This is a genomic window from Rhodococcus sp. M8, from assembly GCF_015654185.1.
Lineage (GTDB): Bacteria > Actinomycetota > Actinomycetes > Mycobacteriales > Mycobacteriaceae > Rhodococcus > Rhodococcus aetherivorans.
The window spans coordinates 3,264,381-3,289,230 of record NZ_CP064065.1 but is presented as its reverse complement, the minus strand read 5'-3'; the positions used below and the strand labels follow the sequence as shown (position 1 = coordinate 3,289,230).

General features: G+C 70.9%; 27 protein-coding genes. 22 read left to right on the top strand and 5 right to left on the bottom strand.

Annotated features, from left to right (window positions below):
- The first annotated feature begins 52 nt into the window (after positions 1-52).
- Positions 53-982: an AraC family transcriptional regulator gene (locus ISO16_RS14830; protein WP_043802485.1), complete on the top strand. Its 930-nt coding sequence runs from the start codon at positions 53-55 to the stop codon at positions 980-982.
- Between the two features lie 6 nt (positions 983-988).
- On the opposite strand, the gene ISO16_RS14825 is transcribed toward ISO16_RS14830, so the two are convergent.
- Entirely contained in the window at positions 989-1,759 is a 771-nt protein-coding gene (locus ISO16_RS14825) for an IclR family transcriptional regulator domain-containing protein (protein ID WP_043802481.1), read from the bottom strand.
- 196 nt (positions 1,760-1,955) lie between these two features.
- Between ISO16_RS14825 and catA the strand changes: the two genes are divergently transcribed.
- From catA to ISO16_RS14800, 5 genes are all read left to right on the top strand, one after another.
- Positions 1,956-2,807: a catechol 1,2-dioxygenase gene (gene catA, locus ISO16_RS14820; RefSeq protein ID WP_029546511.1), complete on the top strand. Its 852-nt coding sequence runs from the start codon at positions 1,956-1,958 to the stop codon at positions 2,805-2,807.
- A 129-nt stretch (positions 2,808-2,936) separates the two neighbouring features.
- Positions 2,937-4,064 carry a muconate/chloromuconate family cycloisomerase gene (locus ISO16_RS14815; protein ID WP_029546510.1) on the top strand — a complete coding sequence of 376 codons (1,128 nt, stop codon included), beginning with the start codon at positions 2,937-2,939 and terminating at the stop codon, positions 4,062-4,064.
- Between the two features lie 69 nt (positions 4,065-4,133).
- Complete coding sequence (gene catC / locus ISO16_RS14810; protein WP_029546509.1) at positions 4,134-4,418, top strand: muconolactone Delta-isomerase; 285 nt, start codon at positions 4,134-4,136, stop codon at positions 4,416-4,418.
- Positions 4,419-4,445: 27 nt separating this feature from the next.
- Complete coding sequence (locus ISO16_RS14805; protein WP_029546508.1) at positions 4,446-5,579, top strand: alkaline phosphatase family protein; 1,134 nt, start codon at positions 4,446-4,448, stop codon at positions 5,577-5,579.
- A gap of 75 nt (positions 5,580-5,654) precedes the next feature.
- On the top strand, positions 5,655-6,632 hold the full coding sequence (locus ISO16_RS14800) for an alpha/beta hydrolase (RefSeq protein WP_029546507.1): 978 nt from the start codon (positions 5,655-5,657) through the stop codon (positions 6,630-6,632).
- Between the two features lie 77 nt (positions 6,633-6,709).
- On the opposite strand, the gene ygiD is transcribed toward ISO16_RS14800, so the two are convergent.
- The 3 genes from ygiD to ISO16_RS14785 form a co-directional block, all read right to left on the bottom strand.
- Positions 6,710-7,552, bottom strand: coding sequence for a 4,5-DOPA dioxygenase extradiol (gene ygiD, locus ISO16_RS14795; RefSeq protein WP_072636497.1), 843 nt, complete (start codon positions 7,550-7,552; stop codon positions 6,710-6,712).
- A gap of 25 nt (positions 7,553-7,577) precedes the next feature.
- Positions 7,578-8,414, bottom strand: coding sequence for an alpha/beta hydrolase (locus tag ISO16_RS14790; RefSeq protein WP_072636487.1), 837 nt, complete (start codon positions 8,412-8,414; stop codon positions 7,578-7,580).
- Between the two features lie 99 nt (positions 8,415-8,513).
- Entirely contained in the window at positions 8,514-9,416 is a 903-nt protein-coding gene (locus ISO16_RS14785; protein WP_029546504.1) for a LysR family transcriptional regulator, read from the bottom strand.
- A 143-nt stretch (positions 9,417-9,559) separates the two neighbouring features.
- Here ISO16_RS14785 and ISO16_RS14780 point away from each other — a divergent pair, with 143 nt between their 5' ends.
- Positions 9,560-10,927 (top strand): NAD(P)/FAD-dependent oxidoreductase, encoded by a 1,368-nt coding sequence (locus ISO16_RS14780; protein WP_072636486.1) that lies wholly within the window; start codon positions 9,560-9,562, stop codon positions 10,925-10,927.
- Positions 10,928-11,101: 174 nt separating this feature from the next.
- Complete coding sequence (locus ISO16_RS14775; RefSeq protein WP_006938316.1) at positions 11,102-11,854, top strand: isocitrate lyase/PEP mutase family protein; 753 nt, start codon at positions 11,102-11,104, stop codon at positions 11,852-11,854.
- A gap of 85 nt (positions 11,855-11,939) precedes the next feature.
- Here ISO16_RS14775 and ISO16_RS14770 read toward each other — a convergent pair whose 3' ends face one another.
- Positions 11,940-12,356 carry a VOC family protein gene (locus ISO16_RS14770; protein ID WP_072636485.1) on the bottom strand — a complete coding sequence of 139 codons (417 nt, stop codon included), beginning with the start codon at positions 12,354-12,356 and terminating at the stop codon, positions 11,940-11,942.
- 90 nt (positions 12,357-12,446) lie between these two features.
- Between ISO16_RS14770 and ISO16_RS14765 the strand changes: the two genes are divergently transcribed.
- The 14 genes from ISO16_RS14765 (at position 12,447) to ISO16_RS14700 (ending at position 24,847) form a co-directional block, all read left to right on the top strand.
- Positions 12,447-13,430 (top strand): helix-turn-helix transcriptional regulator, encoded by a 984-nt coding sequence (locus ISO16_RS14765; RefSeq protein ID WP_072636484.1) that lies wholly within the window; start codon positions 12,447-12,449, stop codon positions 13,428-13,430.
- A gap of 263 nt (positions 13,431-13,693) precedes the next feature.
- Positions 13,694-14,230, top strand: coding sequence for a MarR family winged helix-turn-helix transcriptional regulator (locus tag ISO16_RS14760; RefSeq protein ID WP_029546502.1), 537 nt, complete (start codon positions 13,694-13,696; stop codon positions 14,228-14,230).
- A 256-nt stretch (positions 14,231-14,486) separates the two neighbouring features.
- Positions 14,487-16,049 carry an aldehyde dehydrogenase gene (locus tag ISO16_RS14755; RefSeq protein ID WP_072636483.1) on the top strand — a complete coding sequence of 521 codons (1,563 nt, stop codon included), beginning with the start codon at positions 14,487-14,489 and terminating at the stop codon, positions 16,047-16,049.
- Positions 16,046-16,417 (top strand): RidA family protein, encoded by a 372-nt coding sequence (locus ISO16_RS14750; RefSeq protein WP_006938326.1) that lies wholly within the window; start codon positions 16,046-16,048, stop codon positions 16,415-16,417. The genes ISO16_RS14755 and ISO16_RS14750 overlap by 4 nt, the downstream gene beginning before the upstream one ends.
- 29 nt (positions 16,418-16,446) lie before the next feature.
- The gene (locus ISO16_RS14745; protein WP_006938328.1) at positions 16,447-16,965 is read left to right on the top strand and encodes a cupin domain-containing protein; all 519 of its coding nucleotides are present in this window, start codon (positions 16,447-16,449) and stop codon (positions 16,963-16,965) included.
- 108 nt (positions 16,966-17,073) lie between these two features.
- Positions 17,074-17,961, top strand: coding sequence for a PDR/VanB family oxidoreductase (locus ISO16_RS14740; RefSeq protein WP_072636496.1), 888 nt, complete (start codon positions 17,074-17,076; stop codon positions 17,959-17,961).
- A gap of 17 nt (positions 17,962-17,978) precedes the next feature.
- Entirely contained in the window at positions 17,979-18,980 is a 1,002-nt protein-coding gene (locus ISO16_RS14735) for a VOC family protein (RefSeq protein WP_072636482.1), read from the top strand.
- Complete coding sequence (locus ISO16_RS14730; RefSeq protein ID WP_230304359.1) at positions 18,977-19,762, top strand: alpha/beta fold hydrolase; 786 nt, start codon at positions 18,977-18,979, stop codon at positions 19,760-19,762. Before ISO16_RS14735 ends, ISO16_RS14730 begins: the two co-directional genes overlap by 4 nt.
- Positions 19,762-20,499: an SDR family oxidoreductase gene (locus ISO16_RS14725; protein ID WP_029546497.1), complete on the top strand. Its 738-nt coding sequence runs from the start codon at positions 19,762-19,764 to the stop codon at positions 20,497-20,499. Before ISO16_RS14730 ends, ISO16_RS14725 begins: the two co-directional genes overlap by 1 nt.
- Before the next feature lie 40 nt (positions 20,500-20,539).
- Positions 20,540-21,325 (top strand): SDR family oxidoreductase, encoded by a 786-nt coding sequence (locus ISO16_RS14720; RefSeq protein ID WP_029546496.1) that lies wholly within the window; start codon positions 20,540-20,542, stop codon positions 21,323-21,325.
- 31 nt (positions 21,326-21,356) lie between these two features.
- A complete protein-coding gene (locus ISO16_RS14715) occupies positions 21,357-23,042 on the top strand; it encodes a thiamine pyrophosphate-binding protein (RefSeq protein ID WP_072636481.1) in 1,686 nt (561 codons plus the stop codon).
- A complete protein-coding gene (locus tag ISO16_RS14710) occupies positions 23,039-23,509 on the top strand; it encodes an alpha/beta fold hydrolase (RefSeq protein WP_072636480.1) in 471 nt (156 codons plus the stop codon). The genes ISO16_RS14715 and ISO16_RS14710 overlap by 4 nt, the downstream gene beginning before the upstream one ends.
- Positions 23,506-23,748, top strand: a complete 243-nt coding sequence (locus ISO16_RS14705) for a recombinase-like helix-turn-helix domain-containing protein (protein WP_029546493.1) — start codon at positions 23,506-23,508, stop codon at positions 23,746-23,748. The genes ISO16_RS14710 and ISO16_RS14705 overlap by 4 nt, the downstream gene beginning before the upstream one ends.
- Before the next feature lies 1 nt (position 23,749).
- Positions 23,750-24,847 carry a Rieske 2Fe-2S domain-containing protein gene (locus ISO16_RS14700; protein ID WP_029546492.1) on the top strand — a complete coding sequence of 366 codons (1,098 nt, stop codon included), beginning with the start codon at positions 23,750-23,752 and terminating at the stop codon, positions 24,845-24,847.
- Positions 24,848-24,850: the final 3 nt, after the last annotated feature.

The window sequence follows — 24,850 nt, the reverse complement described above, 5'->3', positions numbered from 1 at the left end:
CCCGAATGGCGAACGGCGCCGAAGGTCCCGGGGACGGAAACGGAGGTACAGGGTGAGGTCGACGCCTGATCCGGCCGATTGGGACGAAGCCGAGCATGTGGTGTCCGACGCATACTTCCCGCACACCCTGGCCCCGCTGGCCGCCGGTACGGAACCGCACGTCGATGTCCGCGCGCTGCAGCTCGGTCCGCTGCGGCTGGCGCGAATCGGATGGGGCGCCGAGGTCACGGTGCAGTCGGACCATCCGGGTGCCTACGCGGTCAACATCCCCCTGTCCGGGCGCATCGAATCGGTGACGGCGGGCCGCGAGGTGGTCTCGGTGCAGGGACAGGCGTCGGTGTTCCGGCCGGACACCGCCGCCACCATCACCCGCTGGACCGACGACTGCGAGATCGTCGGCGTCAAGCTCGACCGCGACTACCTGGACCGTGAGCTGGCGCGGATCCTGGGACGTCCCGACCTGCAGTTGCCGGAGCAGGTGGACCTGACCGGGGAGGCCGGTCAGAGCTGGATGACCCTGCTGCGTTCGGTGGTCGACCAGCTGCGCGCGGACGAGGAGCTGTGGCGCAACCCATTGGTCGCCGAGCAGCTCTCCGGCGCCCTGACCTCGGCGTTTGTGCTCGCGGTGATGCCCGACGGCGGAACCGGCACCGCGGCGCGACCGCGGATCGTCAAGCGGGTCCTCGACCGCATCCACGAGGATCCGGCCCAGCCGTGGACGTCGGCGGACATGGCCGAGCTGGCGGGCGTGAGCGTGCGCCGCCTCCAGGAGGGATTCCGCGAGTACCTGGGGGTCTGTCCCCGCGACTACCTGCTCGACCTGCGCCTCGAGCGGATCCACGAGGAGCTCGCGGCCGGCGACCCGGCGGCGACGTCGGTCACGGAGGTGGCCATGCGCTGGGGGATGACGCACACCGGCCGCTTCGCCGCCGCCTACCGCCGCAAGTACGGCGTGACCCCGTCCGCGACCCTGCGCGGCTGACGAGACCTACCCGCGGTACCCGAGGTCGGCGCTGAGGTCGTTCGCGGACTTCACCAGGCAGTCCACGGCGAGCGCGCGGAATTCCTCGGGCGTGTGCCGGGCCGCCGACGTCGAGCAGGCGAGCACACCGACCACGGTGCCGGCGGCGTCGCGCACCGGCGCCGCCGCCGAGATGAGGCCCTCCTCGAGCTCGGCGGAGGTGAGCGCGTAGCCCTGGGCGCGCACCCGGGCCAGCTCGGCCCGCAGTTCGTCCGCGTTGCCGACGGTCGCGGTGGCGAGCTTCTCGAAACTCGTGTCGGCGACGACCTGCTCGACGGTGTCGGTGGGGGCCCACGCCAGCAGCGCCCGGCCCATCGACGTCGCGTATGCGGGGACCCGGGTGCCCACCGAGACGTTGATGCTCATGATGCGCCGCACCGGGACCCGGGCGGCGTACACCACCTCGGCGCCGTCGAGAACGCCGAGGGAGGCGGATTCGCCGGTGTACTCGGAGATCTCGACCAGCCGCGGCATGGCGGCCTCGACCAGGGCGTGCGAGGCGGAGTAGTGCTGACCGATGCTGAGCACGCGCGGGGTCAGCGACCATCGGCTGCCCGTGTTGCTCACGTAGCCGAGTTTCTGCAGGGTCAGCAGGATGCGGCGGACCGCGGGCCGGGACAGGTCGGTCTTCGCTGCCAGTTCGGCGAGGGACGGGTTGGGGTGCTGTTCGTCGAACGCGAGCAGCACGGCAAAGCCGCGCTCGATGCTTTGGACGAAATCCCGGTCCTGGCTAGGCATTGCTGGCTCCTACCTGCGGTTTCGGCGCCCGGGGCCACCCGGGTGTTGACAATCACCTGTGACTGGACGCACAGTGTGTGTACGCACTGCGATACGGAAGTACGCACAGCGTACAACCCGAGTGGCGAGAGCGCCAGCCCCGCGATCACCACGACAGCTTTCGTGACCATCGTTCGAGCCTCGCCGAGGAGGACACATGACCACCACCGAGAATCCCACCGCCCACGCGTCCGGCAATGCGGCCACCGACAAGTTCAAGAACGAGCGCGTCTCGTCGGACACGTCGGTCGAGCGTGCCGCCGCCATCTACAAGGATGTGCTCGGGGCGTTCGCCGAGATCATCCACAAGCACGAGGTCACCTACGACGAGTACCGCGTGCTCAAGCAGTGGATGATCGACGTGGGCGAGTACGGCGAGTGGCCGCTGTGGCTGGACGTCTTCGTCGAGCACGAGATCGAAGAGGTGCACTACAACCGCAAGCACTTCACCGGCACCAAGGGCAGCATCGAGGGCCCGTACTACGTGGCCGACTCCCCGAAGCTGCCGGCCAAGTGCACCATGCCGATGCGTGAGCAGGACAAGGCGGCCGAGTCCCTGATCTTCAAGGGCCGGGTCACCGACCTCGAGGGCAACGGACTGCAGGGCGCCACCATCGAGTTGTGGCACGCCGACGCGGAGGGCCTCTACTCGCAGTTCGCCCCCGGCATCCCCGAGTGGAACCTGCGCGGCACCGTCGAGTGCGACGACGAGGGCAACTTCGAGATCACCACCCTCAAGCCCGCCCCCTACAAGATCCCCGCCGACGGCCCGACCGGCTGGTTCATCGAGTCCTACGGTGGACACCCGTGGCGCCCCGCCCACCTGCACCTGATGGTGAAGGCCCCCGGCAAGCGCTCGATCACCACCCAGCTGTACTTCCAGGGTGGCGAGTGGGTCGAGGACGACGTCGCGACCGCGACCAAGCCCGAGCTCATCCTCGACCCGCAGCCGAACGCCGAGGGCGTCGACGAGGTGACCTACAACTTCGTGCTCGACCCCGAGGCCTGATCGTCTCCATGGACCGGGTCCACGTGAGTTGACGAATGCCGGTGTCCATCAAGAGGACACCGGCATTCGTCGTCCCCGAGGGTCCACTGTTGCCCGCATCACCGACGATATCCGATTGTGAGCTGTTCGATGTCCGACCCCGACCTGAAGATCGTCTCGATCGACACGACGATCATCGACGTGCCGCTGGTACGTCCGCACAAGTTCGCCACCACCACCGCCGAGAAGCAGCCCATCCTGCTCGTGGCGATCACCACCGCGGGCGGCGTCACCGGTTACGGCGAGGGCGTCGTGCCCGGCGGTCCGTGGTGGGGTGGTGAATCCGTCGAGACGATGAAGGCGATCGTCGACGGCTACATCGCCCCCTACATCGCCGGCCGCGGCGTCGACGAGATCAGCGGCATCATGGTCGACATCGAACGCGTCGTCTCCGGCGCCCGGTTCGCCAAGGCCGCCGTCGACGTCGCCCTGCACGACGCCTGGGCCCGCGCCCTCGGCGTCGGCGTGCACGCCCTGCTCGGCGGCGCCTTCCGCACCGGGGTCGACGTGCGCTGGGCGCTCGGCGCCGCGCCGGTCGAGGAGATCCTCGAGGAGGTCGAGGAGAAGATGGCGGCCCGCCTGAACTTCGCGTTCAAGCTCAAGATGGGCGCGCTCGACCCGAAGGTCGACACCGAACGTGTCGTCACGATCGCGCAGGCCCTCGAGGGCAAGGCCGGCGTCAGCATCGACGTCAACGCCCGCTGGGACCGGTTCACCGCGCTGCGGTACGTCCCGCAACTCGTCGACGGCGGCGTAGAACTCATCGAACAGCCGACCCCCGGCGAGCAGCGCGAGGTCCTCGCCGAGATCAACCATCTGGTGTCCGCCCCGGTCATGGCCGACGAGTCCGTGCAGACGCCGCACGACGCGCTCGAGATCGCCAAGCTCGGCGCCGCCGACGTCATCGCCCTCAAGACCACCAAGTGCGGTGGGTTGCAACGCAGCAAGGAGGTCGTGGCCGTCGCCAAGGCGGCCGGAATCCGCTGCCACGGCGCCACCTCGATCGAGGGGCCCATCGGCACTGCGGCGTCCATTCACTTCGCCTGCGCCGAGCCCGGGATCAACTACGGCACCGAGCTGTTCGGGCCGCAGCTGTTCGCCGTCGAGCTGCTGCAGACCCCGCTCGACTACTCCGACGGGCAGGTGCACCTCCCGCAGGGGCCCGGCCTCGGCGTCGAACTCGACATGGACGTCGTCAAGCACCTCGCCCGCGACTGACCACACCCGTGCGCGGTTTCGGTAGAAGCAGCTACCGAAACCGCGCACGGCCCGAAAGGAGTACGCACCATGGCACTGTTCCACGTTCGCATGGACGTCGACATCCCCCGCGACCTCGATCCCGAGGTGCGGGCCGAGACCGTCGCGCGGGAGAAGGCCTACAGCCAGGAACTGCAGCGCGAGGGCAAGTGGCGGGAGATCTGGCGCATCGTCGGCAAGTACAGCAACATCAGCATCTTCGACGTCGACTCCGCCGACGAACTCCACGAGATCCTGTGGAACCTGCCGCTGTTCCCGTACATGAACATCGAGATCATGCCGCTGACCAAGCACGGATCCGACATCAAGGACTAGTGGCCGCCGGCAGGCCATACTCGGGTAATGGACCTGCCGCTGCACGACGTCTACGCCGAACCGACCCTCGCGGACCTGATGCCGTCCGTGCTCGCGTCCGCGGGGGTGCCCGGCGAGGCCAACCGTCTCGCGCTCGACGAGCAGTCCCGCACCGTCGTGTTGCTCGTCGACGGCATGGGGTGGAACCTGCTGCGGCGCAATGCCGCAGCCGCCCCGTTTCTCACCGGACTCGACGGCCGGCCGATCCGCGCCGGATTCCCCACCACCACCGCGGTGAGTATCGCGTCGCTGGGCACCGGCCTGGCCTCCGGCGCCCACGCCATCACCGGTTACCAGTCCTACGTCGAGGAGATCGACGCCCCGTTCAACTGGCTGCGCTGGACCCTCGCCGGGACCGCAGTCGACCAGCGTGAGCGACTCGTCCCCGAATGGGTGCAGCCCCACCCGACGGCGTTCGAACGCGCCGACGCCGCCGGGCTCACCGTGACCACCGTCGTGCCCCGCAGCTTCGACGGCAGCGGGCTCACCCGGGCCGTGCTGCGCGGCGGCAACTTCGTCGGTGTCTCCGCCTACGGCGACCTGCTCGCCCACGTCGTCGCTGCCGTCGCCGCCGGCGACCGCACCCTCGTCTACTGCTACCTCGGCGAGGTCGACACGATCGGCCACCTCTACGGACCCGAGTCCCCGTCCTGGACCGCGCAGCTCACCGTCGTCGACCGGTTCGTCGAGCAGCTCGTCGCGGCCCTGCCCGCCGGGGCGCGGCTGCTGATCACCGCCGACCACGGCATGGTCGACGCCTCCCGGGGCCGTCGCGCCGACTTCGACCACATCTCCGGCCTCTCGGAGGACGTCGACGCGATCGCGGGCGAACCCCGTTGCCGGCACGTGCACACCCGCCGGCCCGACGCAGTGCTGGAGCGGTGGCGCAACGAACTCGGCGACGACATGTGGATCGGCACCCGCGACGACGTGATCGCCGGCGGCCTGTTCGGCCCGGACCCGTCGCCCGCCGCGTGCCGACGCATCGGTGACGTCGTCGCGATCGGCCTCGGCGAGTCCACGGTGATCCGCTCCGACGGCGAATTGGTCATGTCGCAGCTGCCCGGCCAGCACGGTGCGCTGACCGAGGAGGAGCTGCTGGTGCCGTTGCTGCAGGTCTGAGGGCTGAGGGTTCGGAAGATACGTGTGACGGAGAGTACCTCGACCGGGTATCGGCCTCGTCCTATCGTGGCGTACATGCGCACCCACGGATCGACGATCTGGCACTGGACGGTGAGCCTGCGGGCGATCCTCGTCTTCTGGTTCGTGCGGATCTTCGTGAAGCCGCTCTTCACCTGGTGGCCTGCCACCGATCGGGGCATCGAGACCCTCAGCCGGCTCGACCGTCGCGTCGACAAACTGCTGCCCCGACCGCGTGGCGTCGACATCGACCCCCTGACCCTCGGCGGGGTGCCCAGCGAGCGCATCGAACCGCCGCGACCCGCCCGGGACTCGCTCGCCGGGGTCACCATCCTGTACTTCCACGGCGGCGCCTTCGTGTTCTGCGGCCTCGCCACCCACCGCACCGTCTGCTCACTGCTCGCCGCCGAGTCGGGGGTTCCGGTGTACTCCGTCGCCTACCGGCAGCTTCCCGTGGGCTCGATCGGTACCTCCGTCATCGACGCGATGGCCGCGTACACCGCGCTGCTCGAGACGGTCGAGGACCCCACCCGCATCGTCGTCGCCGGTGACTCGGCCGGCGGCTACCTGGCGATGAAGGTCGCCGAGATCGCCGCGCTGCGCGGCATGATCCGGCCGGCCGCGGTGATCGGTTACTCGCCGCTGCTCAACCTCGAACTCGAGGAGCACGACCCCGACTTCATGAAGCGGGACGCGTACCTGCCGATGCGGCAGGTCGAGAAGCTACGCGACCGCTGGCTCGCCGGTCCCGACTACATCGAGGGCGAGGAGTCGCCCGTCCGTGCCGATCCGGCGCTGTTCCCGCCCGTGTTCTTCTCCGTCGCCGAGTACGAGATCACCCGACCCGACGTCGAGATCATGACCGGCGCCTTCGACGAGGTGGGCGCGACGGTCGAGACCCACCTGTGGGCCGGTCAGGTGCACGCCTTCCCGGTGATAGGGCAGGTGCTGCCCGAGGCCCGCACGCTGCTGCACTACAGCATCGACTTCGTGCGGCGCACCGTCGTCGCGCAGGAGCGTCGCCACACGGCATGACCCCGTCGTGGCGGCCCGATGTCACATCCATTCGATCTGAGTGACGCGGTGTGACATTCGGCCGCGTGCCCGAGCGGTCAGGTGTTGGTGTCGGACGGGTTCGGGGTGTCGGGGAACCCGGCGGACGGGGGGCCGTCCTCGCCGGCCGTGCACGTGACCCCGAGGGTGTAGGCGCTCATCGACAGCGATCCGTACGCGAAGCCGTCGACCAGGGGTTCGACGAGATCGTCGCCCACACTCGCCAGGCCCGCGAGGTACAGCAGCGGCAGGAAGTGATCCGTGGTGGGGACCGCGTGCTCGAAGTCGGCGTGCCCGTCGAGACTCGCGACACCGTCGGGGCGGTCCATGATCATGACCCGCGCCGCCGCGTCGAACCGGTGCGCCCAGTCGAATCCCTCGTCCGGGAGGCGCCGATCCATGCGGGCGAGGTTGTGCACGATGTTGCCGCTGGCCACGACGAGAACGCCCCGTTCGCGTAGCGGCGCGAGCTTCGCGCCGAGTTCGAGGTGGTAGTCGAAATCCTGGTAGGCGTTCAGGCTCAGCTGCACGACCGGCACGTCCGCGGCCGGGAAGGCGTGGGTGAGCACCGACCAGGTGCCGTGGTCGATGCCCCACGAGTCGACGTCCGCGCCGACCCAGGTCGGATGCACGACGTCGGCGATCTCCTCGGCCAGTTCGGGCAGCCCCGGCGCCGGGTACTGCACGTCGAACAGTTGCTGCTCGAAGCCGAAGAAGTCGTGGATCGTGCGCGGGCTGGGCATGGCGGTGACGGCGGTGGCGTTGATGAACCAGTGCGCCGAGATCGCGAGGATCGCACGCGGCGTGGGGACCGCGCGCCCGAACTCCCGCCACGCCCGGGTGTAGCGGTTCGCGTCGAGCGCGTTGCGGGGACTGCCGTGCCCGAGGAACGCGGCCGGCATGCGCGCGGACGGTTCGGCGGCCACGTCAGATGAGCCTCGGCCGGAGCCATTCCACGAGGTCGTCGAGGACCTGCTTCTTCTCCGGTTCGTTGAACACCTCGTGGTAGAGGCCGTCGTACAACTTCAGGGTCACGTCCGGCGACCCGACCCGCTCGGCGACGAGCCGGCTGCCGGCCGGAGCGGTCAACCGGTCCTCGGCGCCGTGCTGCAGCAGGACCGGCAGGTTCAGCGCAGGCAGCCGGTCGGGGAGGCTCTCCCCGGTGACGACGAGGGCCCGCGCGATGCCGGCGGGCACGAGCCCGTGGTGCACCAGCGGATCGGCTTCGTACGCGGCGACGACGTCGGGGTCGCGGGAGACGCCCGCGGAGTCGAGCTTCTGCACCGGTAGCTGCGGCAGCACGCGCCCGATGAGCTTGCCGAGTTCGACGACGACGCGCGGCGTGCCGGAGGTGACGTCGACCGCGGGGCCGGAGAGGACGAGGGCGGTGAGCTCGTCGGGGTGTTCGAGCGCGTAGGCCAGGGCGACGGCCCCGCCCATGGAGTGGCCGAGCAGGAACCGCGGCAGGCCGGGATTGTCGAAGGAGGCGATGCCGAACAGCCGGTTCACGTCGCCGGTGTACTCGGCCATCTCCCGCAGATATACGCGCCTGCCGCCGGAGCGGCCGTGCCCGCGGTGGTCGAGCGCGTACACCGTGAGGCCGAGATCACCGAGGCGCTCGATCACGTGGTCGTATCTACGTGCGTGTTCGCCGAACCCGTGGCACAGCACGAGCACGCCGGTCGGGTCCCCGCCGGGCGACCACACGTCGTAGACGATGCGGGTGCCGTCGGCACTGGTGAACGAAGTCTCGGTTCGCTGCATGATCGCTCCTCACCGCGTGGATCCGCCGCCGGATCGGGTCATCCTTCCACGAAACGCCGCCGGATCGGTGCGCATTTCGGCGACCGCGCGGCTGCGTGTTCAGTCCTCGGGTCCCGGCGGTGCCTCGCTGGTCATCGACCGTCGCAGCGCGAGGATCAGGCTCGACATCGCCGACGAGCGGGGCGCGTCGCTGCGGACCACGCCGCACACCGGGACGCTGAGGCGATTGCGCGCCTCGCGCATGTAGGCCAGGCCCGTCCGTGGGGTCTCCGCGGCGGTGCTCGGGTACAGGACCGTCCACGCCCGCGGATTGGTGATGACGTCGAGGGTGGCGGTGTGGTCGCTCGCGATCGACGGCCCGAGCTGCACCCGGCGTCCCACCGCGCGGAAGGCGTCCTCGATCACCGTGTGGATGAGCACCTGGCTGGGCCGGGGCGGCAGCAGCAGCGGGTAGGGCGCCAGGTCGCCGAGGTCGACGGTGGAGAACGCGGAAAGCGGGTGCCGGCTCGACGTGACGATGACCAGGTCCTCGATCCCCAGTTCCACGGTCTCGAGACCCGGGCGGTCGACGCCGCCGCGGATCAGGGCGACGTCGGCGTCGCCGCCGGCGACGGCGTCGATCCGGTCGGCGAAGCTCTTGATGACGAACTCGATGTCGATCGCCGGGTACTGCTCGCGGACGTGGGCGATGGCATCGAGGCTCTGGGACGCGAAGGTCATGTTCGCGGCGATGCGGATGCGGTTGCGCGGTTCGCGCGCCACCGCATACGCCTGCGCCTCGAGGCTGAGCACCTGCTGCGCGATGGGGACCAGCCGCGAACCGGCGGGGGTCAACCGCACCACCCGGGTGGACCGCTCGAACAGCGACGTATCGAGTTCCTTCTCGAGCCGGGTGATCTGGTGACTGATGGCGGACTGGGAGATGAAGCACTTCTGCGCGGCCTTGCTGAAGCTCAGCTCCTCGCTCACGGCGAGGAAGTAACGCAGCTGCCGGAAGTCCATGCCCCCAATCCTACTTATGAGCGATCGAGATAAGACTTCCGCGAATACGGCAGGTTGGTGGCCATCGGTCTGCCGTCTCCATACGGTGGTTGTCATACATCGACTTCAAGGTGGAGGTAGAGGTAATCGTGGGCAGCACAGCAGTGACCGATCGGACCGAGGTCGTCGTCGTCGGTTCGGGCTTCGGCGCGCTGGCAACGGCGAAGAAGCTCGCCAAGGCCGGGACGCCGTTCGTCCTGATTTCGGAGACCACCGAACATCTCTTCCAGCCCCTGCTGTACCAGGTCGCCACCGGCGTGCTCTCGGCCGGCGAGATCGCCCCGTCGATCCGCTCCATCCTCGCCAAGTACCCCAGCGCGGACGTCCGCCTCGGCCGGGTCGTCGACGTGCGGCCGGACGTGCACGAGGTCGACTACGTTGCCGGCGGCGTCGTCCACACCGTCGGGTACCGCTCGCTCGTCGCGGCGACGGGTGCGCGCCAGGCCTACTTCGGCCGCGACGAGTTCGAGAAGGTCACCTACGCCCTCAAGACCGTCGAGGACGCCGAGCGGCTGCGCCGGCAGATCCTGCGGTGCTTCGAGGAGGCGCACACCACCACCGACCCGGAGCGCCGCCGCAACCTGCTGAGCTTCGTGGTCATCGGTGCCGGCGCGACGGGCGTCGAGCTCGCCGGCCAGATCAAGGAACTCGCGGGCCGCTACTTCGAGCAGTCGTTCCACGACATCAGCGCCGACGACGTCTCCGTCACCCTCGTCGAGGGCGCGGGCGAGGCCCTCCCGGCCTTCGGTGGCAAGCTCAGCGAGTACACCAAGCAGTCGCTGGAGAAGTCGGGTGTCGACGTCGTGCTCGGCACCTTCGTCACCGACATCGACGAGCACGGTGCCACGCTCAAGGCGGGCGACGAGGAGCGCCGGATCACCGCCGAGACGATCATCTGGTCGGCCGGCGTGCGCGCCAACGACTTCGCCGGAGTCCTCGCCGAGCGCACCGGTTGCGCCACCGACCGTGCGGGCCGGCTGCTGGTCAACCCGGACCTCACCGTGGGCGGCTACGCCGACGTGTACGCCATCGGCGACATGACGTCGCTGAACAACCTGCCCGGGCAGTCGCCCGTCGCGATGCAGGGCGGCCGCCACGTCGCGCGGACCATCCTCGGCAAGCAGCCGGTGGGCACCCGATTCAAGTACCGGGACAAGGGCAGCATGGCCATCATCAACCGCTTCCGCGCGATCACCCGCGTCGGAAAGATCGAGCTGAGCGGCTTCATCGCCTGGGTGCTGTGGCTTGCCGTGCACCTGGTCTACATGGTGGGCTTCCGCAACCGCTACGTCGCGGTGATGTCGTGGTTCGGATCCTTCCTCGGTCACCGGCGCCCGCACTTCCACTACGCGCAGGAGCAGCACCGGCTCGACGCCGATGTCCCCGACGACGTGACCGTCACCGCTGCACCTGCCCGGGTCGACCGCGCTCCCGAGAAGAAGCCGGAACCCGAGAAGGTCAGCGTCCGATAGGGCGACTCGACGAGAACCGGGCCCCGTGCCGTTCACTGCGAACGGCACGGGGCCCGGTCTTCTCGCTGCCCCTGCCCCTGCCCCCGGCCTCTGCCGCGGCACCCGTCGCGCATCCGCACTCGGGTGCAGTGCGTTCGCCGGGAATGCCGGGGGACGTGTGTGGTTGGATGCGGCATGACGACTCTTGCCGAGAAGGCCGTAGCGCTGAAATCTCTGCACGTTCCGGGTGACCCGGTGGTGCTGCCGACTGTGTGGGATGCCTGGTCGGCGAACCTGGCGGTGCAGGCCGGTTTCGCCGCGTTGACGATGGGCAGCCATCCGGTGGCCGACTCGGTCGGCAAGCCGGACAACGAGGGTATGACGTTCGAGGAGCTGCTGACCCGGGTCCGGCAGGTCACCGCAGCGGTCGACGTCCCGATCTCGGTGGATGTGGAGGCCGGTTACGGCGAGGCCCCCGCTCGGATCGTCGAGGGGCTGCTCGGGGCGGGCGCTGTCGGATTGAACGTCGAGGACACCGTGCACAGCGAGGGCGGCCGGCTGCGCGAGCCGGCCGAGCACGCCGAGTACGTGGCCGGGTTGCGTGCCGCCGCCGACGCCGCCGGTGTGCACCTGGTGGTCAACGCCCGCACCGACCTGTTCGTCAAGAAGATCGGTGCCGAGTCCGACCGGGTGGACCGGGCGATCGACCGCCTGAAGCTGGCCGCAGATGCCGGCGCCGATGTGCTCTATCCGGTGGGCTTCCACAGCGACGAGGTCCAGCGGCGCCTGACGTCGGAGCTGCCGTTGCCGGTCAATGCGATCGCCCACCCGGCGAAGAACGATCTCGCGTCGCTCGCTGCCCTCGGCGTCGCCCGGATCAGCTTCGGGCCGCTGCTGCAGGCCACCCTGGCCGAGCGGGCGGGTGAGCTGCTGGGGCGGTGGCGCTGAACGATCGCGCAGCGCGCGTTCGCCGGCCGGGTGACTCCGCCGGCGTCCCACTCCGCACCGCTCGGCGACCGCCGACGATCGTCCGTCACGGCTCCGTCCGCGCCGCCAGCGCGTCCAGGTAGTGCTGGTTGTACATCACGCCGAGCACGTTGCCGAACGGGTCGACCACCGAGGCGGTGACGAATCCGGGGCCGTGCTCGACCGGCTTGTCGTGCACCGTCGCACCCATCGATTCGAGCCGCTCGAGGGCGGCCGCGGGATCGTCGACGTGCCAGTAGGTCGTCGCGGGGCCGGGCTGCCCGGGGCGCTCGTGGGCGACGAACCGCCCGTCGATGATCCCGAGTTCGTGCCCGTAGTCGCCGGTGCGGAACTCGAGGTATGCAAGCCTGCCCTCGACGGAGCGTCGGAAGTACGGCTCGACGCCGAGCAGTTCGGTGTACCAGGCACCGGCGGCCGTCAGGTCGTCGGCGAAGAAGCTGACGGTGGAGAGTCCTCGCAACATGGCTCGTTCCTTTCCTCGGGGGGGTGTCGACATCCATCCTGCGGGCGAAAGCGCTCACCTTCCGAGCACTTTTCGTGAGACATTTCGGGGATGCGCGCCGACCGTCTCGTCGCCGTCCTGCTGCTCCTGCAGAGTCGTGGGCGGGTGACCGCCGCCGAGCTCGCCGCCGAACTCGAGGTGTCCGTGGCCACTGCTCGCCGCGACCTCGAGGCGCTGTCCGCGGCGGGGATCCCGGTGTATCCGCAGCCCGGACGCGGCGGTGGGTGGTCGCTCGTCGGCGGCGCCCGCACCGACCTCAGCGGGCTCTCGGCCGCCGAGGCGCAGGCACTGTTCCTGCTCGTCGGCCCCGCGGCGGCCGTCTCCGGTGAGGTCAAGACCGCCCTGCGCAAGCTGGTGCGGGCGCTGCCGTCGACGTTCCGGGCCGACGCCGAGGCCGCTGCGGACGCCACGATGATCGATCCCACCCGGTGGGGCGCGCGAGACCGGCACCGGCCCGAGACGGTCGATGTTCTGCAGACCGCCGTCGTGCGGCGACGGAGAGTGCGCCTCGTCTACACCGACAGCGCGCGCGAGCGTAGTGAGCGGCTGGTGGACCCGTGGGGTCTCGTCGACAAGGACGACATCTGGTACCTGATCGCGGGGACCGATCGCGGCCAGCGCACCTTTCGCGTCGATCGGATCGTCCGGGCCGAACCGACCGACGAACCGGCCGCGCGCCCGGACGGCTTCGCGCTCGACGCCGCGTGGCGGCAGGTCGTCGGCGAGGTCGAGCAGCGGCGGTCACGTACCCGGGCGACCGTCCTGCTCGCGGCCCGGTTCGTGCCGATCCTGCGCGACCACTTCGGCCGGCACTGCCACGCCGCCGGCGAACTCGGCGACGGGCGCGTCCGGGTCCGCGTCGCCGCACCGACGCCGCTGGACATCGCTCGCACTCTCGCCGGCTGGGGCGCGATGATCGAGGTGACCGAACCGCCTTCCGTCCGGGCGGAACTCGCGCGGATCGGCGCGGAGCTCACCGGCCGCTACCGCGATCCGGAAAGCGCCGGTGCGGCACCGGAACGGGACTGCCGGTAGATCCGGCTCGCGGAAGAGGTGCAGGTCTCCCGTGGTGGCGAGGATCCGGCGTGCCGTGCGGGTATTCGGTGACATGGACGATCGGCGGGTCGAATCGGCTTGTGCGAGAAGAAGTGACGTGGCCGGCGAACGGCGGCGATTCGTACGGCGTCCCCTCCGTCCGGCCACGCACGGCGCGGCCCGCCGTGCGTGGCCGGACGGGATCCCGGTCGTGCCGGGGGTAGACTCCCGGCATTGTGGGAGAGCCTGGGGATCGCGACGCCGTGGACGCCATCGTCGCGCATTGGGCCGTGGCCCGTCCCGAACTCGACGTGTCGGGGCTGAAGGTGTTCGGTCGCCTCCACCGGAGCTTCCTCGTCTACAAGTCCCGCATCGCGCCCACGTTCGAGGAGCACGGGATCAACGATTCGGGGTTCGACGTTCTCGCCTGCCTGCGTCGCGCCGTGCCGCATCATCGGCTCACCGCGGGGGAGCTGGCCGACCAGACGCTGGTCACCACCGGCGGGCTGTCGCTGCGCGTCAATCGGCTCGAGCAGGCGGGCCTGGTGACCCGATCGAAGGACAGTCAGGACGCCCGGGTGGTGTATGTCGAGCTCACACCCGCCGGTGCCGCGCTCGTCGACTCGGTCGCCGACGCGCACTTCGCCAAGTTGCGCGCGATGCTCGGCGACCTCGACACCGGCGAGCGCGAGACGCTGGCGCGCCTGCTCGCCCGTCTGGAGCACTCCGCCCGAGCGGCCGAGTTCGAGGACTCGGGCACCGGTGTGGGCGTGGACTCGGACGCCGATCGGCCGGTCTGACGCCGCAGTCGGGCGTCCGCCGAGAAAAATTTCGGGATCTCTATGGCGCCCGCCACACCGCTGTGACCTGCGTCTCCTCCGTTTCGGCCCCGTAAATCCGGCGTAACGAGCGGCTGATCTGGGCATTCGGCTATTGACCTCTTTGCGCTAAGACGATACAAATCTCTTAGTGCAAAGATATCGACTCGGCGCGCACCACCCTCCGGCTCCGCGAGCAGCGTGGTCCGCGTCCGTCCCGACCGAACGGACCTCCCTCATGCCCATTGCTTACGCGTCCCCGCTCCAGGTGGGACCCGCCGAGCACGAGCCCGAGTCCGTCGACACGGTCGACGAGATCCTCGTCGCCGGCCGATGGCAGCGTGGACTCGGTGAGTGCATCGAGTCCGTCGACCCCGCCACCGGCCGGGTCTTCGCGAGCCTGCACACCGCGACCGTCGACGACGTCGACCGGGCCGTCACCGAAGGTCTGCGCGCCGCCCGCGGCGGGTGGTCGGCACTGCTCCCGCACGAGCGTGCACGGGTCCTGCACCGCGTCGGCAACGCCCTCGACGACGAGGCCGAACGGGTGGCACGGCTCCAGACCCTCGACACCGGCAAGACACTGCCCGAGACCCGGGCCCTGGTTGCCAGCGCCGCCAACACGTTTCGTTACACCGCGGCCGCACTCGAGACGATGGACTCCGCACTGACCACGCCCCGGGGGCCGTGGTTGACCATGTCGACGTACCAGCCGATGGGCGTCGTCGCCGCGATCACGCCGTGGAACTCACCGATCGCGTCCGACGCCCAGAAGATCGCCCCGGCCCTCGCCGCCGGCAACGCCGTCGTGAGCAAGCCGCCGGTGTGGGCGCCGTGGGTGACGCTGCGTCTCGCCCGCATCTGCGAGGCGGCCGGGCTGCCCGCGGGGGTGCTCTCGGTCCTGCCGGGATCCGGGCGCACCGTCGGCGAGGCGCTGGTCCGGCACCCGGACGTCGCCAAGGTCACCTTCACCGGCGGCACCGAAACCGGCCGTCACCTCGCGCATCTCGCCGCCGACAAGCTCATGCCGATCACGCTCGAACTCGGCGGCAAGTCCCCGACGATCGTGTTCGAGGACGCCGATCTCGAACAGGCCCTCGCCGGCGTCCTCTACGGCGTCTTCTCCTCGTCCGGGCAGAGCTGCATCGCCGGATCCCGGATCTTCGTCCACCGCAGCATCGCCGAGACCTTCACCGGCGAACTCGTCCGGCGCGCAGCGGCCCTGCGTCTCGGCCCCGGCACGGACCCGCGCACCCGGGTGGCTCCGATGGTCACCTTCGCGCACCGGGACCGGGTGGCCGCGATGGTCGACGACGCCGTCGCCGCCGGGGCCCGGGCGTTGTGCGGGGGCGCGATCCCGGCCGACGAACGGCTCTCGTCCGGCGCGTACTACCCGCCCACGGTGCTCACCGGAGCCGACAACGCCGCGACGATCTGCCGCGAAGAGGTCTTCGGTCCGGTGGCCGTCGTGCTGCCCTTCGACGACGAGGAGGACCTGATCGCGCAGGCGAACGACTCGGTATACGGGTTGGCCTGCGGCATCTGGACCTCCGACTACCGGCGGGCGTGGCGCGTGGCCGGCGCGGTGAAGGCGGGCACCGTCTGGATCAACACCTACAAGCAGTTCAGCATCTCGACGCCCTTCACCGGTCTCGGCGACAGCGGTCTCGGCACCGAGAAGGGACGCGAGGGCATCCGCCAGTACTGCGATCAGAAGAGCATCTACCTCGACCTGTCCGGCGAACCGATCGCCTGGGCCACCCCCGACCCGACAGAAACCCGAAAGGACTTTTCCCGGTGACCGATTCGATTACCGCGACCCACGACCGCACCGCCCACCCGTACAGCCCCGCCTACGCCGTCGCCGGCTTCGGGTTCGTCTCCGGCGCCCTGTCGGTCGACGAGCACGGAATCGCCGTCGACGGTACGACCCCCGCCCTCGACGCCGCGATCGCCCGCCTCGGCGAGCGCCTCGCGACCATCGGCATGACCCTGGCCGACGTCGTCAAGACCACGTACTTCGTGACCGACGTGACGCTCCGCGACGAGGCGAACCGCCACTACGAGAAGGTCTTCGCCGAGCCCCGGCCCGCCCGCTCGTTCGTCGAGGTCGCCGCCCTGCCCTACGGCGCCACCGTCGAGATCGAAGCCGTCGCGCATCGCGCCTGAACCCCCCACCGCACGAAAGGACCCACCTCATGGCCGCACCCGAGAAGACCACCGTCGACCTCGAAGCCCTCATCGACTCCTGCATCGCCAGCCGCGACAGCCGCTACGAGGACTGGGACACCCTCGGCTTCCAGGCCGCCAAGGGCGGAGATCGCTTCAAGCGCGCCCAGATCCGCTACATCGGCTCCGGTGCCACCGGCAACCACGAGGGCGACGCCCGCACGCTGCCCGCCGAGCACTTCACCCTGTCCAACATGCGGCTGCCCGCCGGTGCGGTCGGCCCGGAGCACACCCACCACGACGTCGAAGAGGTGTTCTTCGTGCTCGAGGGTGAGCTCGAGGTCGCGGTCCACGACGTCGAGGACGGCACCCGGAAGGCCGTCCGCCGGCTCGGCTACCGCGACATGATCCGCGTTCCCGCCGGCGTGCCGCGCAGCCTCGCGAACGTGGGCGACACCGACGCCCTGTTCTGCGTGATCATCGGCGCCGCGAAGCCGCAGCTGCCCACCTACCCGCCGAGCTCGGAGATGTACGGCGTCACCCGCTGACGCCGCCGAGAAGACCCTCCACCGACAGGGAGATCACCGATGGAGCAGTCCGTCCGACGTCGCCTCCGCGTCCACCAGAAGACCTGGGAGGCAGACGGAGTCACCAGCGTGACGTTCGTCGATCCGGCCGGTGCGCCGTTGCCGCAGTGGCAGCCGGGCGCGCATCTCGCCCTGCACCTGCCGAACGGTGTGGTGCGCGAGTACTCGCTGTGCTCGGATCCGCGGGACACCACGCGCTGGACGGTCGCCGTGCTGCGCGCCGAGCGCTCCCGCGGGGGCAGCGCCTACGTGCACGAGTCGCTGCAGATCGGCGCGGAGATCGACGTCGACGGACCGCGCAGCGCCTTCGCCCTCGACGCCGCCGCGACCGACCACGTCCTCGTGGCCGGCGGCATCGGCATCACCCCGATCGTCGCGATGATGCGGGAGCTGCGGGCGACGGGACGGCCGTGGCGCCTGCTCTACGCCGGACGCTCCCGGCAGGCCATGGCGTTCGTCGACGAGATCGCCGCCCATCCCGCCGAGCAGGTGACCGTCCACGCCGACGACGAGGCCGGGGGCCTGCCGGACCTCGCCGGGCTGCTGTCCGGCCTGCCGCCGACCGCCGTCGTCTACTGCTGTGGCCCCGCCCCCCTCATGGACGCGGTGGCCGCGACCGTCCCGGACCCCGGTCAGGTACGCACCGAACGGTTCGCGGCCCCGGAACCGGCGCCGCGCCAGGGGGAGGACACCGCCTTCGACGTGATCGTCGAGAGCACCGGCCGCCGCATCCCGGTGCCGCCGACCGTGTCGGTGCTCGACGCCCTCGCCGCCGCCGGTGTGCCCGTACCCAGCTCGTGCACCGAAGGCATCTGCGGGACGTGCGAGGTCGGGGTGATCAAGGGCGACGTGGACCACCGCGACTTCCTGCTCACCGAGTCCGAACACGCCGCCGGATCGACGATGTTCCCGTGCGTGTCCCGTTGCCGCTCCGCCGAACTCGTACTGGATCTGTGAGAAGGGAACCGGAACGCATGTACCACCACCAACTTCCGCGCTACAGCGACTCGCCCGTCTGCCGGCTGCGCGCCCTGCGCTCGGTGACCCTCTCGGTGCCGGACCCCGCCGCGTCGCGGGACTTCTACCACGAGGCCTGGGGACTGACGACCGTCGATGCCGACGGCGACCGATTCTGGCTGCGCGCCACCGGACCCGAGCATCACGTGCTCGCGGTCGAACGGGCCGACGTCAACGCGCTGGGACGGATCAGCTTCGCCCTCGCCACCCCGCGCGAGGTCGACGACGCCGCACTGGCCCTCGACCGGCTCGGCATCCCGCTGCTGCGCACGCCGGGCCCGCTCGACGACGCCGGGGGCGGCTACGGCCTGCAACTGGTCGATCCGGAGGGGCGGTGCCTCGAGTTGTCGGCCGACACCCACGCGGTGACCGAGCAGGAACCGGCCGGCCGCCGGGCCATCCCCCGCAAGATCGCCCACGTCGTGCTCAACACGACCGACATCGAACGCACCACCGCCTTCTACACGCAGGTGCTCGGCATGCGGGTCTCCGACTGGTCGGAACGGCAGATGTCCTTCCTCCGCTGCAACTCCGACCACCACGTCATTGCGCTCAACCGGGCGTCGTGGCCCTCGCTCAACCATGTGGCGTACGAGATGCAGAGCCTCGATCACTTCATGCGCGGCATCGGCGGGCTCCGGGCGCACGGCATCGCGCCGCAGTGGGGCCCGGGCCGGCACGGCCCCGGCGACAACACCTTCTCCTACTTCACCGACCCCGCGGGCCTGGTGTGCGAGTACACCTCCGAGGTCGCCCAGATCGACGAGGACGCCTGGCTGTGCCGCACGTGGAAGCGCACACCGGAACTGTCCGACCAGTGGGGGACGGCCGGGCCACCCACCACGACCGTGCGCGCCGCCATGGCCGGCAGCCCCGACCCGGGTCACCGCGACCGCGTCGAGGCCCGCGACGCCGACTACTTCTACGGGGCCGGCCTCGCGGCCGGAGCGCCGTCGTGACCGCGGACGCCGCGGTGACCGGGCACCTGCACGTCGCGCGGCTCGGGACGGGGGAGCCGGTGCTCCTGCTGCACGGCATCGGCGGCAACGCGAACTCGTGTGCACCGCTCGCGGCGGAACTCGCCGCCCGCGGACACGCGACGTACCGGCTCGACGCCGCGGGGTACGGCCGCTCCGCCGACCCGGTCGACGTCCGGCACGACCACGCGACGGACGTCCTGGACGTCCTCGACGACATCGACCCGGTCCGGCCCGTGCACCTGGTGGGCACGTCGTGGGGCGGAGTCGTCGCACTCGAGGTCGCGCGGCGCCGGCCCGACCGGGTGCGCACGCTCGTCCTCGCCGACAGCACCCGGGGCTCGGGCACGTCGCCCGAACGCGCCGCCGCCATGCGCGACCGTGTCCGCGCCCTGCGCGAGGCCGGCGCCGACCGGTTCGCGGCGGAGCGGGCACCGAAACTCACGGCGCCCGGAGCGCCCGGCGCCGTCCGCTCACGCGTCGCCGCCGACATGGCCGCCGTGCGCCTCGCCGGATACGCGGCGGCCGCGGAAGCCATGGCGACCACCGACCACGGGCCCATCCTGCCCACCCTGACCGTCCCCACCCTGGTCCTCGTCGGCGAACACGACGTCGTCACCGGCGTCGCCGAATCGCAGCTCCTGGCGGACGCGATCCCCGGGGCACGGCTCGTCGTCGTCGCCGATGCGGGTCACGCGGCGATCCAGGAGCAGCCCCGCACGGTCGCCCGCGAACTCGTCCGATTCTGGGAAGGAGCTGCGTGATGAGCGGAACCGTCGTGGTGACCGGGGCCGGCCGCGGCCTCGGCTACTGCATCGCCGAGCGGTTGTGTGCCGACGGACGCCGGGTGGTGATCGCCGAGCGCAACGCGGACACCGCCGAGGGCGCCGCCCGTGCCCTGCGCGAACGCGGCGGCGACGCGATCGCGGTGGTCACGGACATCGCCGATGCCGGCTCCGTGCGCGCTCTCGCGTCGCGACTGGCGGACGAGGGGCCGCTGACGGGCCTGGTCAACAACGCGGCCATCGCCGACGGCGTCGGCGGGGACGCATTCTGGGAACTGTCCGAGAGCGAATTCGACCGCATCACCTCGGTCAACGTGCGCGGCACCTGGATGGTGACCAAGCACCTGTGGCCGCTGCTCGCCGCCAACCGGGGCGCGATCGTGAACATGGCGTCCGACGTGGCCTTCTACGGATCGCCCCGGCTGATCCACTACGTCGCCTCCAAGGGCGCCGTCGTCGCGATGACCCGTTCGATGGCCCGGGACGCCGGCCCGCACGGGGTGCGGGTCAACGCCGTGGCCCCCGGGCTCGTCCGGGTCGAGGCCACCGAATCCGTTCCCGCCGCCCGCTATGCCACCTACGCGCAGGGCCGCGCCCTCCCGCGTGACCAGACCCCCGAGGACGTCGCCGGGGTCGTCCGGTTCCTCCTGTCGGAGGACGCCGCCTTCGTCACCGGCCAGACCGTCGTCGTCGACGGCGGATTCGTCCTGAACTGACCTGCTCGCCCGGCGAGCACCCGAACCCCACGGAGATCCCATGGACCTGCACCTCACCGGACGCACGGTGATCGTCACCGGCGCGAGTTCCGGTGTCGGCCTCGCCACCGCCCGGATGCTCGCCGCCGAAGGCGCCCGAGTGGCACTGTGCGCGCGGGACCTCGACCGCCTGCGCGCCGCCGCCGGCACGTTGGCGGCCGACCCGGCCGATGTCCTCACCGTCGCGTGCGACGTCACCGACCGGAACTCCGTGCAGGCCTTCGCCGATGCGGTCGTCGACCGGTTCGGGGGGATCGACGGGGTGGTGTGCAACGCCGGGCGCTCGCTGATGTCGACGCTCACCGACACCACCGACGAGCAGATCCGGGACGAGTTCGAACTCAAGATTTTCGGCGCGCTGCATCTGATCCGCGCGGCACGGCCGGCGCTCGCGAAGTCCGATGCGGCCTCCGTGGTGATCGTCAACGCGATCCTCGCGCGGCAACCCGAGTTGCGGCTCGCCGTCACCTCGGCGGCCCGTGCCGGACTGCTCAACCTGGCGCAGTCCCTGTCCGGGGAACTCGCACCCGACGGCATCCGCGTCAACTCCGTGCTGCTCGGCCTCGTCGACACCGGTCAGTGGCAGCGCCGCCACGCCGAATCCGGCGACGGCCGCGCCTTCGACGAGTGGAGCGCCGAGATCGCCGCCGACCGCGGGATCGGACTGGGCCGCTTCGGAATCGCGGACGAGGTCGCCTTCCCCGTCACCACCCTGCTCTCACCCCGCAACAGCTACGTGACCGGCGCGACCGTCGACGTCGGCGGCGGTGTCGGGCGCTACGTCTGACCCGCCAGTGGTCATCTGCATCGGAGGAAACATGGACACCCCCTCATCCGCGCCGGGTCGGCGCGCCACCGGCGGCGACGTCCTCGTGTCGGTCATGCGCCGGCACGGCATCGACACCGCGTTCGGCGTCGTCAGCATCCACAACCTTCCCCTCGTCGAGGCCGTCGCCCGCGACCTGAACTTCGTCGAGGTGCGGCACGAGGCCGCCGCGGTCAACGCCGCGGACGGGTACGCCCGCGCCTCGGGCCGCATCGGCGTGGCGCTGACGAGCACCGGCACCGGCGCCGGCAACGCCGCCGGATCGATGATCGAGGCCCTCACCGCCGGCAGCCGCGTCCTGCACGTGACCGGCCAGATCGAAAGCGAATACCTCACGCCCGAACCGGCCGCGTCGAGCCGCGGCGTGATCCACGAATTTCCCCGGCAACGGCAGATGCTCGACGCCGTCTCCCGGTACGCGACGACGATCACCGACGCCAAGGACGCCGAGGCGGAACTCGAGGCCGCGATCGCCCGCATCCTGTCGGCACCGCAGGGACCCGCCAGCGTCGAATGGCCCACCGACCTGCAGTATCTGGCGTCGCCGGACGAACAGCGAGCGGCGGAGGCCCGGATCGCACAGCCACCGGCCCCCAATGCTGCTGCGCTGGAGCGCGCCGCCGCGGTGCTCGCCTCCGCCGAGCGGCCCCTGCTGTGGCTCGGTGGGGGCGCCGCCGGCGCCGGCGACGAACTGCGCGCCCTCGCGGACCGGCTCGGGGCCGGGATTCTCACCAGCAACTCCGGACGGGGCATCGTGTCCGAGGACGACGACCTCGTCGTCGGGAACTTCGCGGCGTCCCCCGAGGTCGCCGGGCTCCTCGCCGACGCCGACGTCCTGCTCGCCGTCGGAACCCACTTCCGATCCAACGAGACCAAGAGCTACCACCTCACGCTGCCTGCGACGCAGGTGCAGATCGACATCGATCCCGCCGCGATCGGCCGGGTGTATCCGGCCACGGTCGGAATCGTCGCCGACGCCCGCACGGCACTGCGCGGCATCCGCGACGCGCTCGACGGCACCGTCCGGCGCGACGAGTGGGCGGCCCGGGTTCAGGCGGCGCGGAAGCGCAGCCGGGCCGCGCTCACCGCGTACATCGGCGGCTACGCCGAGATCTGCGAGGGCATGCGCCGCGTGCTGCCCCGCCGGTCGGTGGTCGCCCGCGACGTGACGATCCCGTCCAGCCAGTGGGGCAACCGCCTGCTGCCGTTCTACGAGCGCGAGACCAACATCTTCCCGCTCGGCGGCGGCATCGGGCAGGGCCTCGCCATGGGGCTCGGCGCGGCCCATGCCCGCCGGGACGTTCCGACGGTCGTGATGGCCGGGGACGGGGGTCTGGCCGTGCACCTCGGCGAGCTCGCCTCGCTCGCCGGGTCCGACGCCTGGTGCGTCGTGCTGGTGTTCAACGACGGCGGCTACGGCGTTCTCCGGAACATGCAGGAGGCCAACGGTTTTAGTCGGTCCGGGGTGGACCTGCACACGCCGCGGTTCGATCTGCTCGCCGCCTCGATGGGCATGCCGTACACCCTCGTGCAGCGGCCCGGCGTCTTCGAGTCCGCGTTGGGGGAGGCGATCGCGACGCGCCGGCCCGCGCTGGTCGAGGTCGACGTGACCGCCCTCGACCCGCAGCCCGGACCGTTCGTGCCACCGGTGCACGTGCCGACGGGAGGTGCCCGATGACCCCGCTGATTCGCGCCGAGGCGGCCTGGTGGACCGACGGGCAGGCCGCCGCCGCGCTGCGCGACGGCCGCGCGGTGCACCTGTACGCCGCGGGCGCCGACGCCGAACCCGCCCTGCGCGCGGCCGAGCGTCACGGCACCCTGCTGCGCAGCCTGATCCTGGCCGATCCCGTGTGCGACGTCGACGCCGTCGCCGGCCTCCTCGGCCGGATCACCGTCCCCACGCTGGTGGTGGCCTCCGCTCTCGGCGACGACACCGATCTGTCCGTACCGCAGCGGCTCGCGGGCGAGATCGACAACGGAGTCTTCGTCGTCGTCGACGGATGTCCGGCGCCCGTCCACCTCACCCGGCCCGAGTCCTTCACGGAATGGGCGAGCGCCTTCGCCGCCATCGCCGAGGGACTCGCCGCCCGCTACCGGTCCGGGCTCGCCGCCCCCACCCCCCACATCGAAGGAGTTCTCGCGTGAACCGCACTGCGACGGCACGATTCACAGAACCGTACCTGGAACCACGACAGACCCATCCCGATCCGCTGACCCCCTACGAGGACAAGCTCGCCGGGTCGCTCATGGAGATCTTCGGGACCGGCACCCACGACCTGCCCGGTGTCGTCGAGGGACTCAACGGCCTGGGCCTGCACGGCCCCGACGGCCGGCCCTGGACCGAGGACACCTTCCGCGCCGAAATGCGACGACTGGGGAGATGACATGACCACCTTCGAGACTGCACAGACCACCACCAGCGGCGCCCCGCGCCCGGCCGGACCGCGGTTCGCCGTCGGCACCCGCCGGCCGATGGACGCCGACGAGATCGCGGCGACCGGCCTGCGCGACCGCTGGTACCCGATCCTTCCGTCGCGCATGGTCGAACCGGGCGCGATGGTCAAGGTCACCCGCCTCGGCGTGGACTGGCTGCTGTTCCGCGACGCCCGGGGCGCGGTCCACATGCTCGAGGACCGGTGCCCGCACCGCAGCGCCCCGCTGTCGGTGGGGCAGCACCTCGGTGACCGCGTCGCCTGCCTGTACCACGGCGTGCAGGTCGACGGAACCGGCACCGTCGTCTCCGTGCCCGGCATGCCCGGGTGCGCGCTCGAGGGCAAACGCGCGACCGCCTCGCTGTCGGTGGTCGAGGCCGCCGACACGATCTTCGCGTTCGTGCCCCTGACCCACGACTCCGTGCCGACGCCGTTCGTCCTGCCGGACCGGCTCGCGGACGAGGAGGTGTCGTGGTTCCCCAACTACGCGGAGTGGGCCGGGCCGTGGCGCTTCTACATGGACAACGTGCTCGACCCGATGCACGGGGCCTTCCTGCACCGCAACTCGCACTCGATGTTCGGCGGCGACACCTCGGCGCGGTTCCGGATCCGCGAGACCGACCGCGGGTTCTTCTTCGAGAAGACCGACCAGCGCGGCGTGAACTTCGACTGGGTCGAGTTCGTGCGCGGATCGATGGACTACGTGGACCTCGAGATCCCCTACGCCCCCAATGCCGGTCCCGGCGGCGTGTTCGGCATCGTCGGCATGTGCACCCCGATCGACCGGGACCACTCCGCCATCTTCCACTGGCGCACCCGGCGGGTGTCGGGCTGGGAACGGGAGGCGTGGCGCTTCCTGTACCGGACCCGGCTCGAGGAACGGCACTGGGAGGTGCTCGAACAGGACCGCGCCGTCCTGGAGGCGCTGGCCGCGGATGCCGACGTCGAGGAACACCTCTACCAGCACGACCTCGGTGTCTCCCGGATCCGCCGGATCTACCGGGCCGACGCGAAGCAGCAGGCGGCGGTGCTCGCGGGAGTGCCGGCGTGAGCG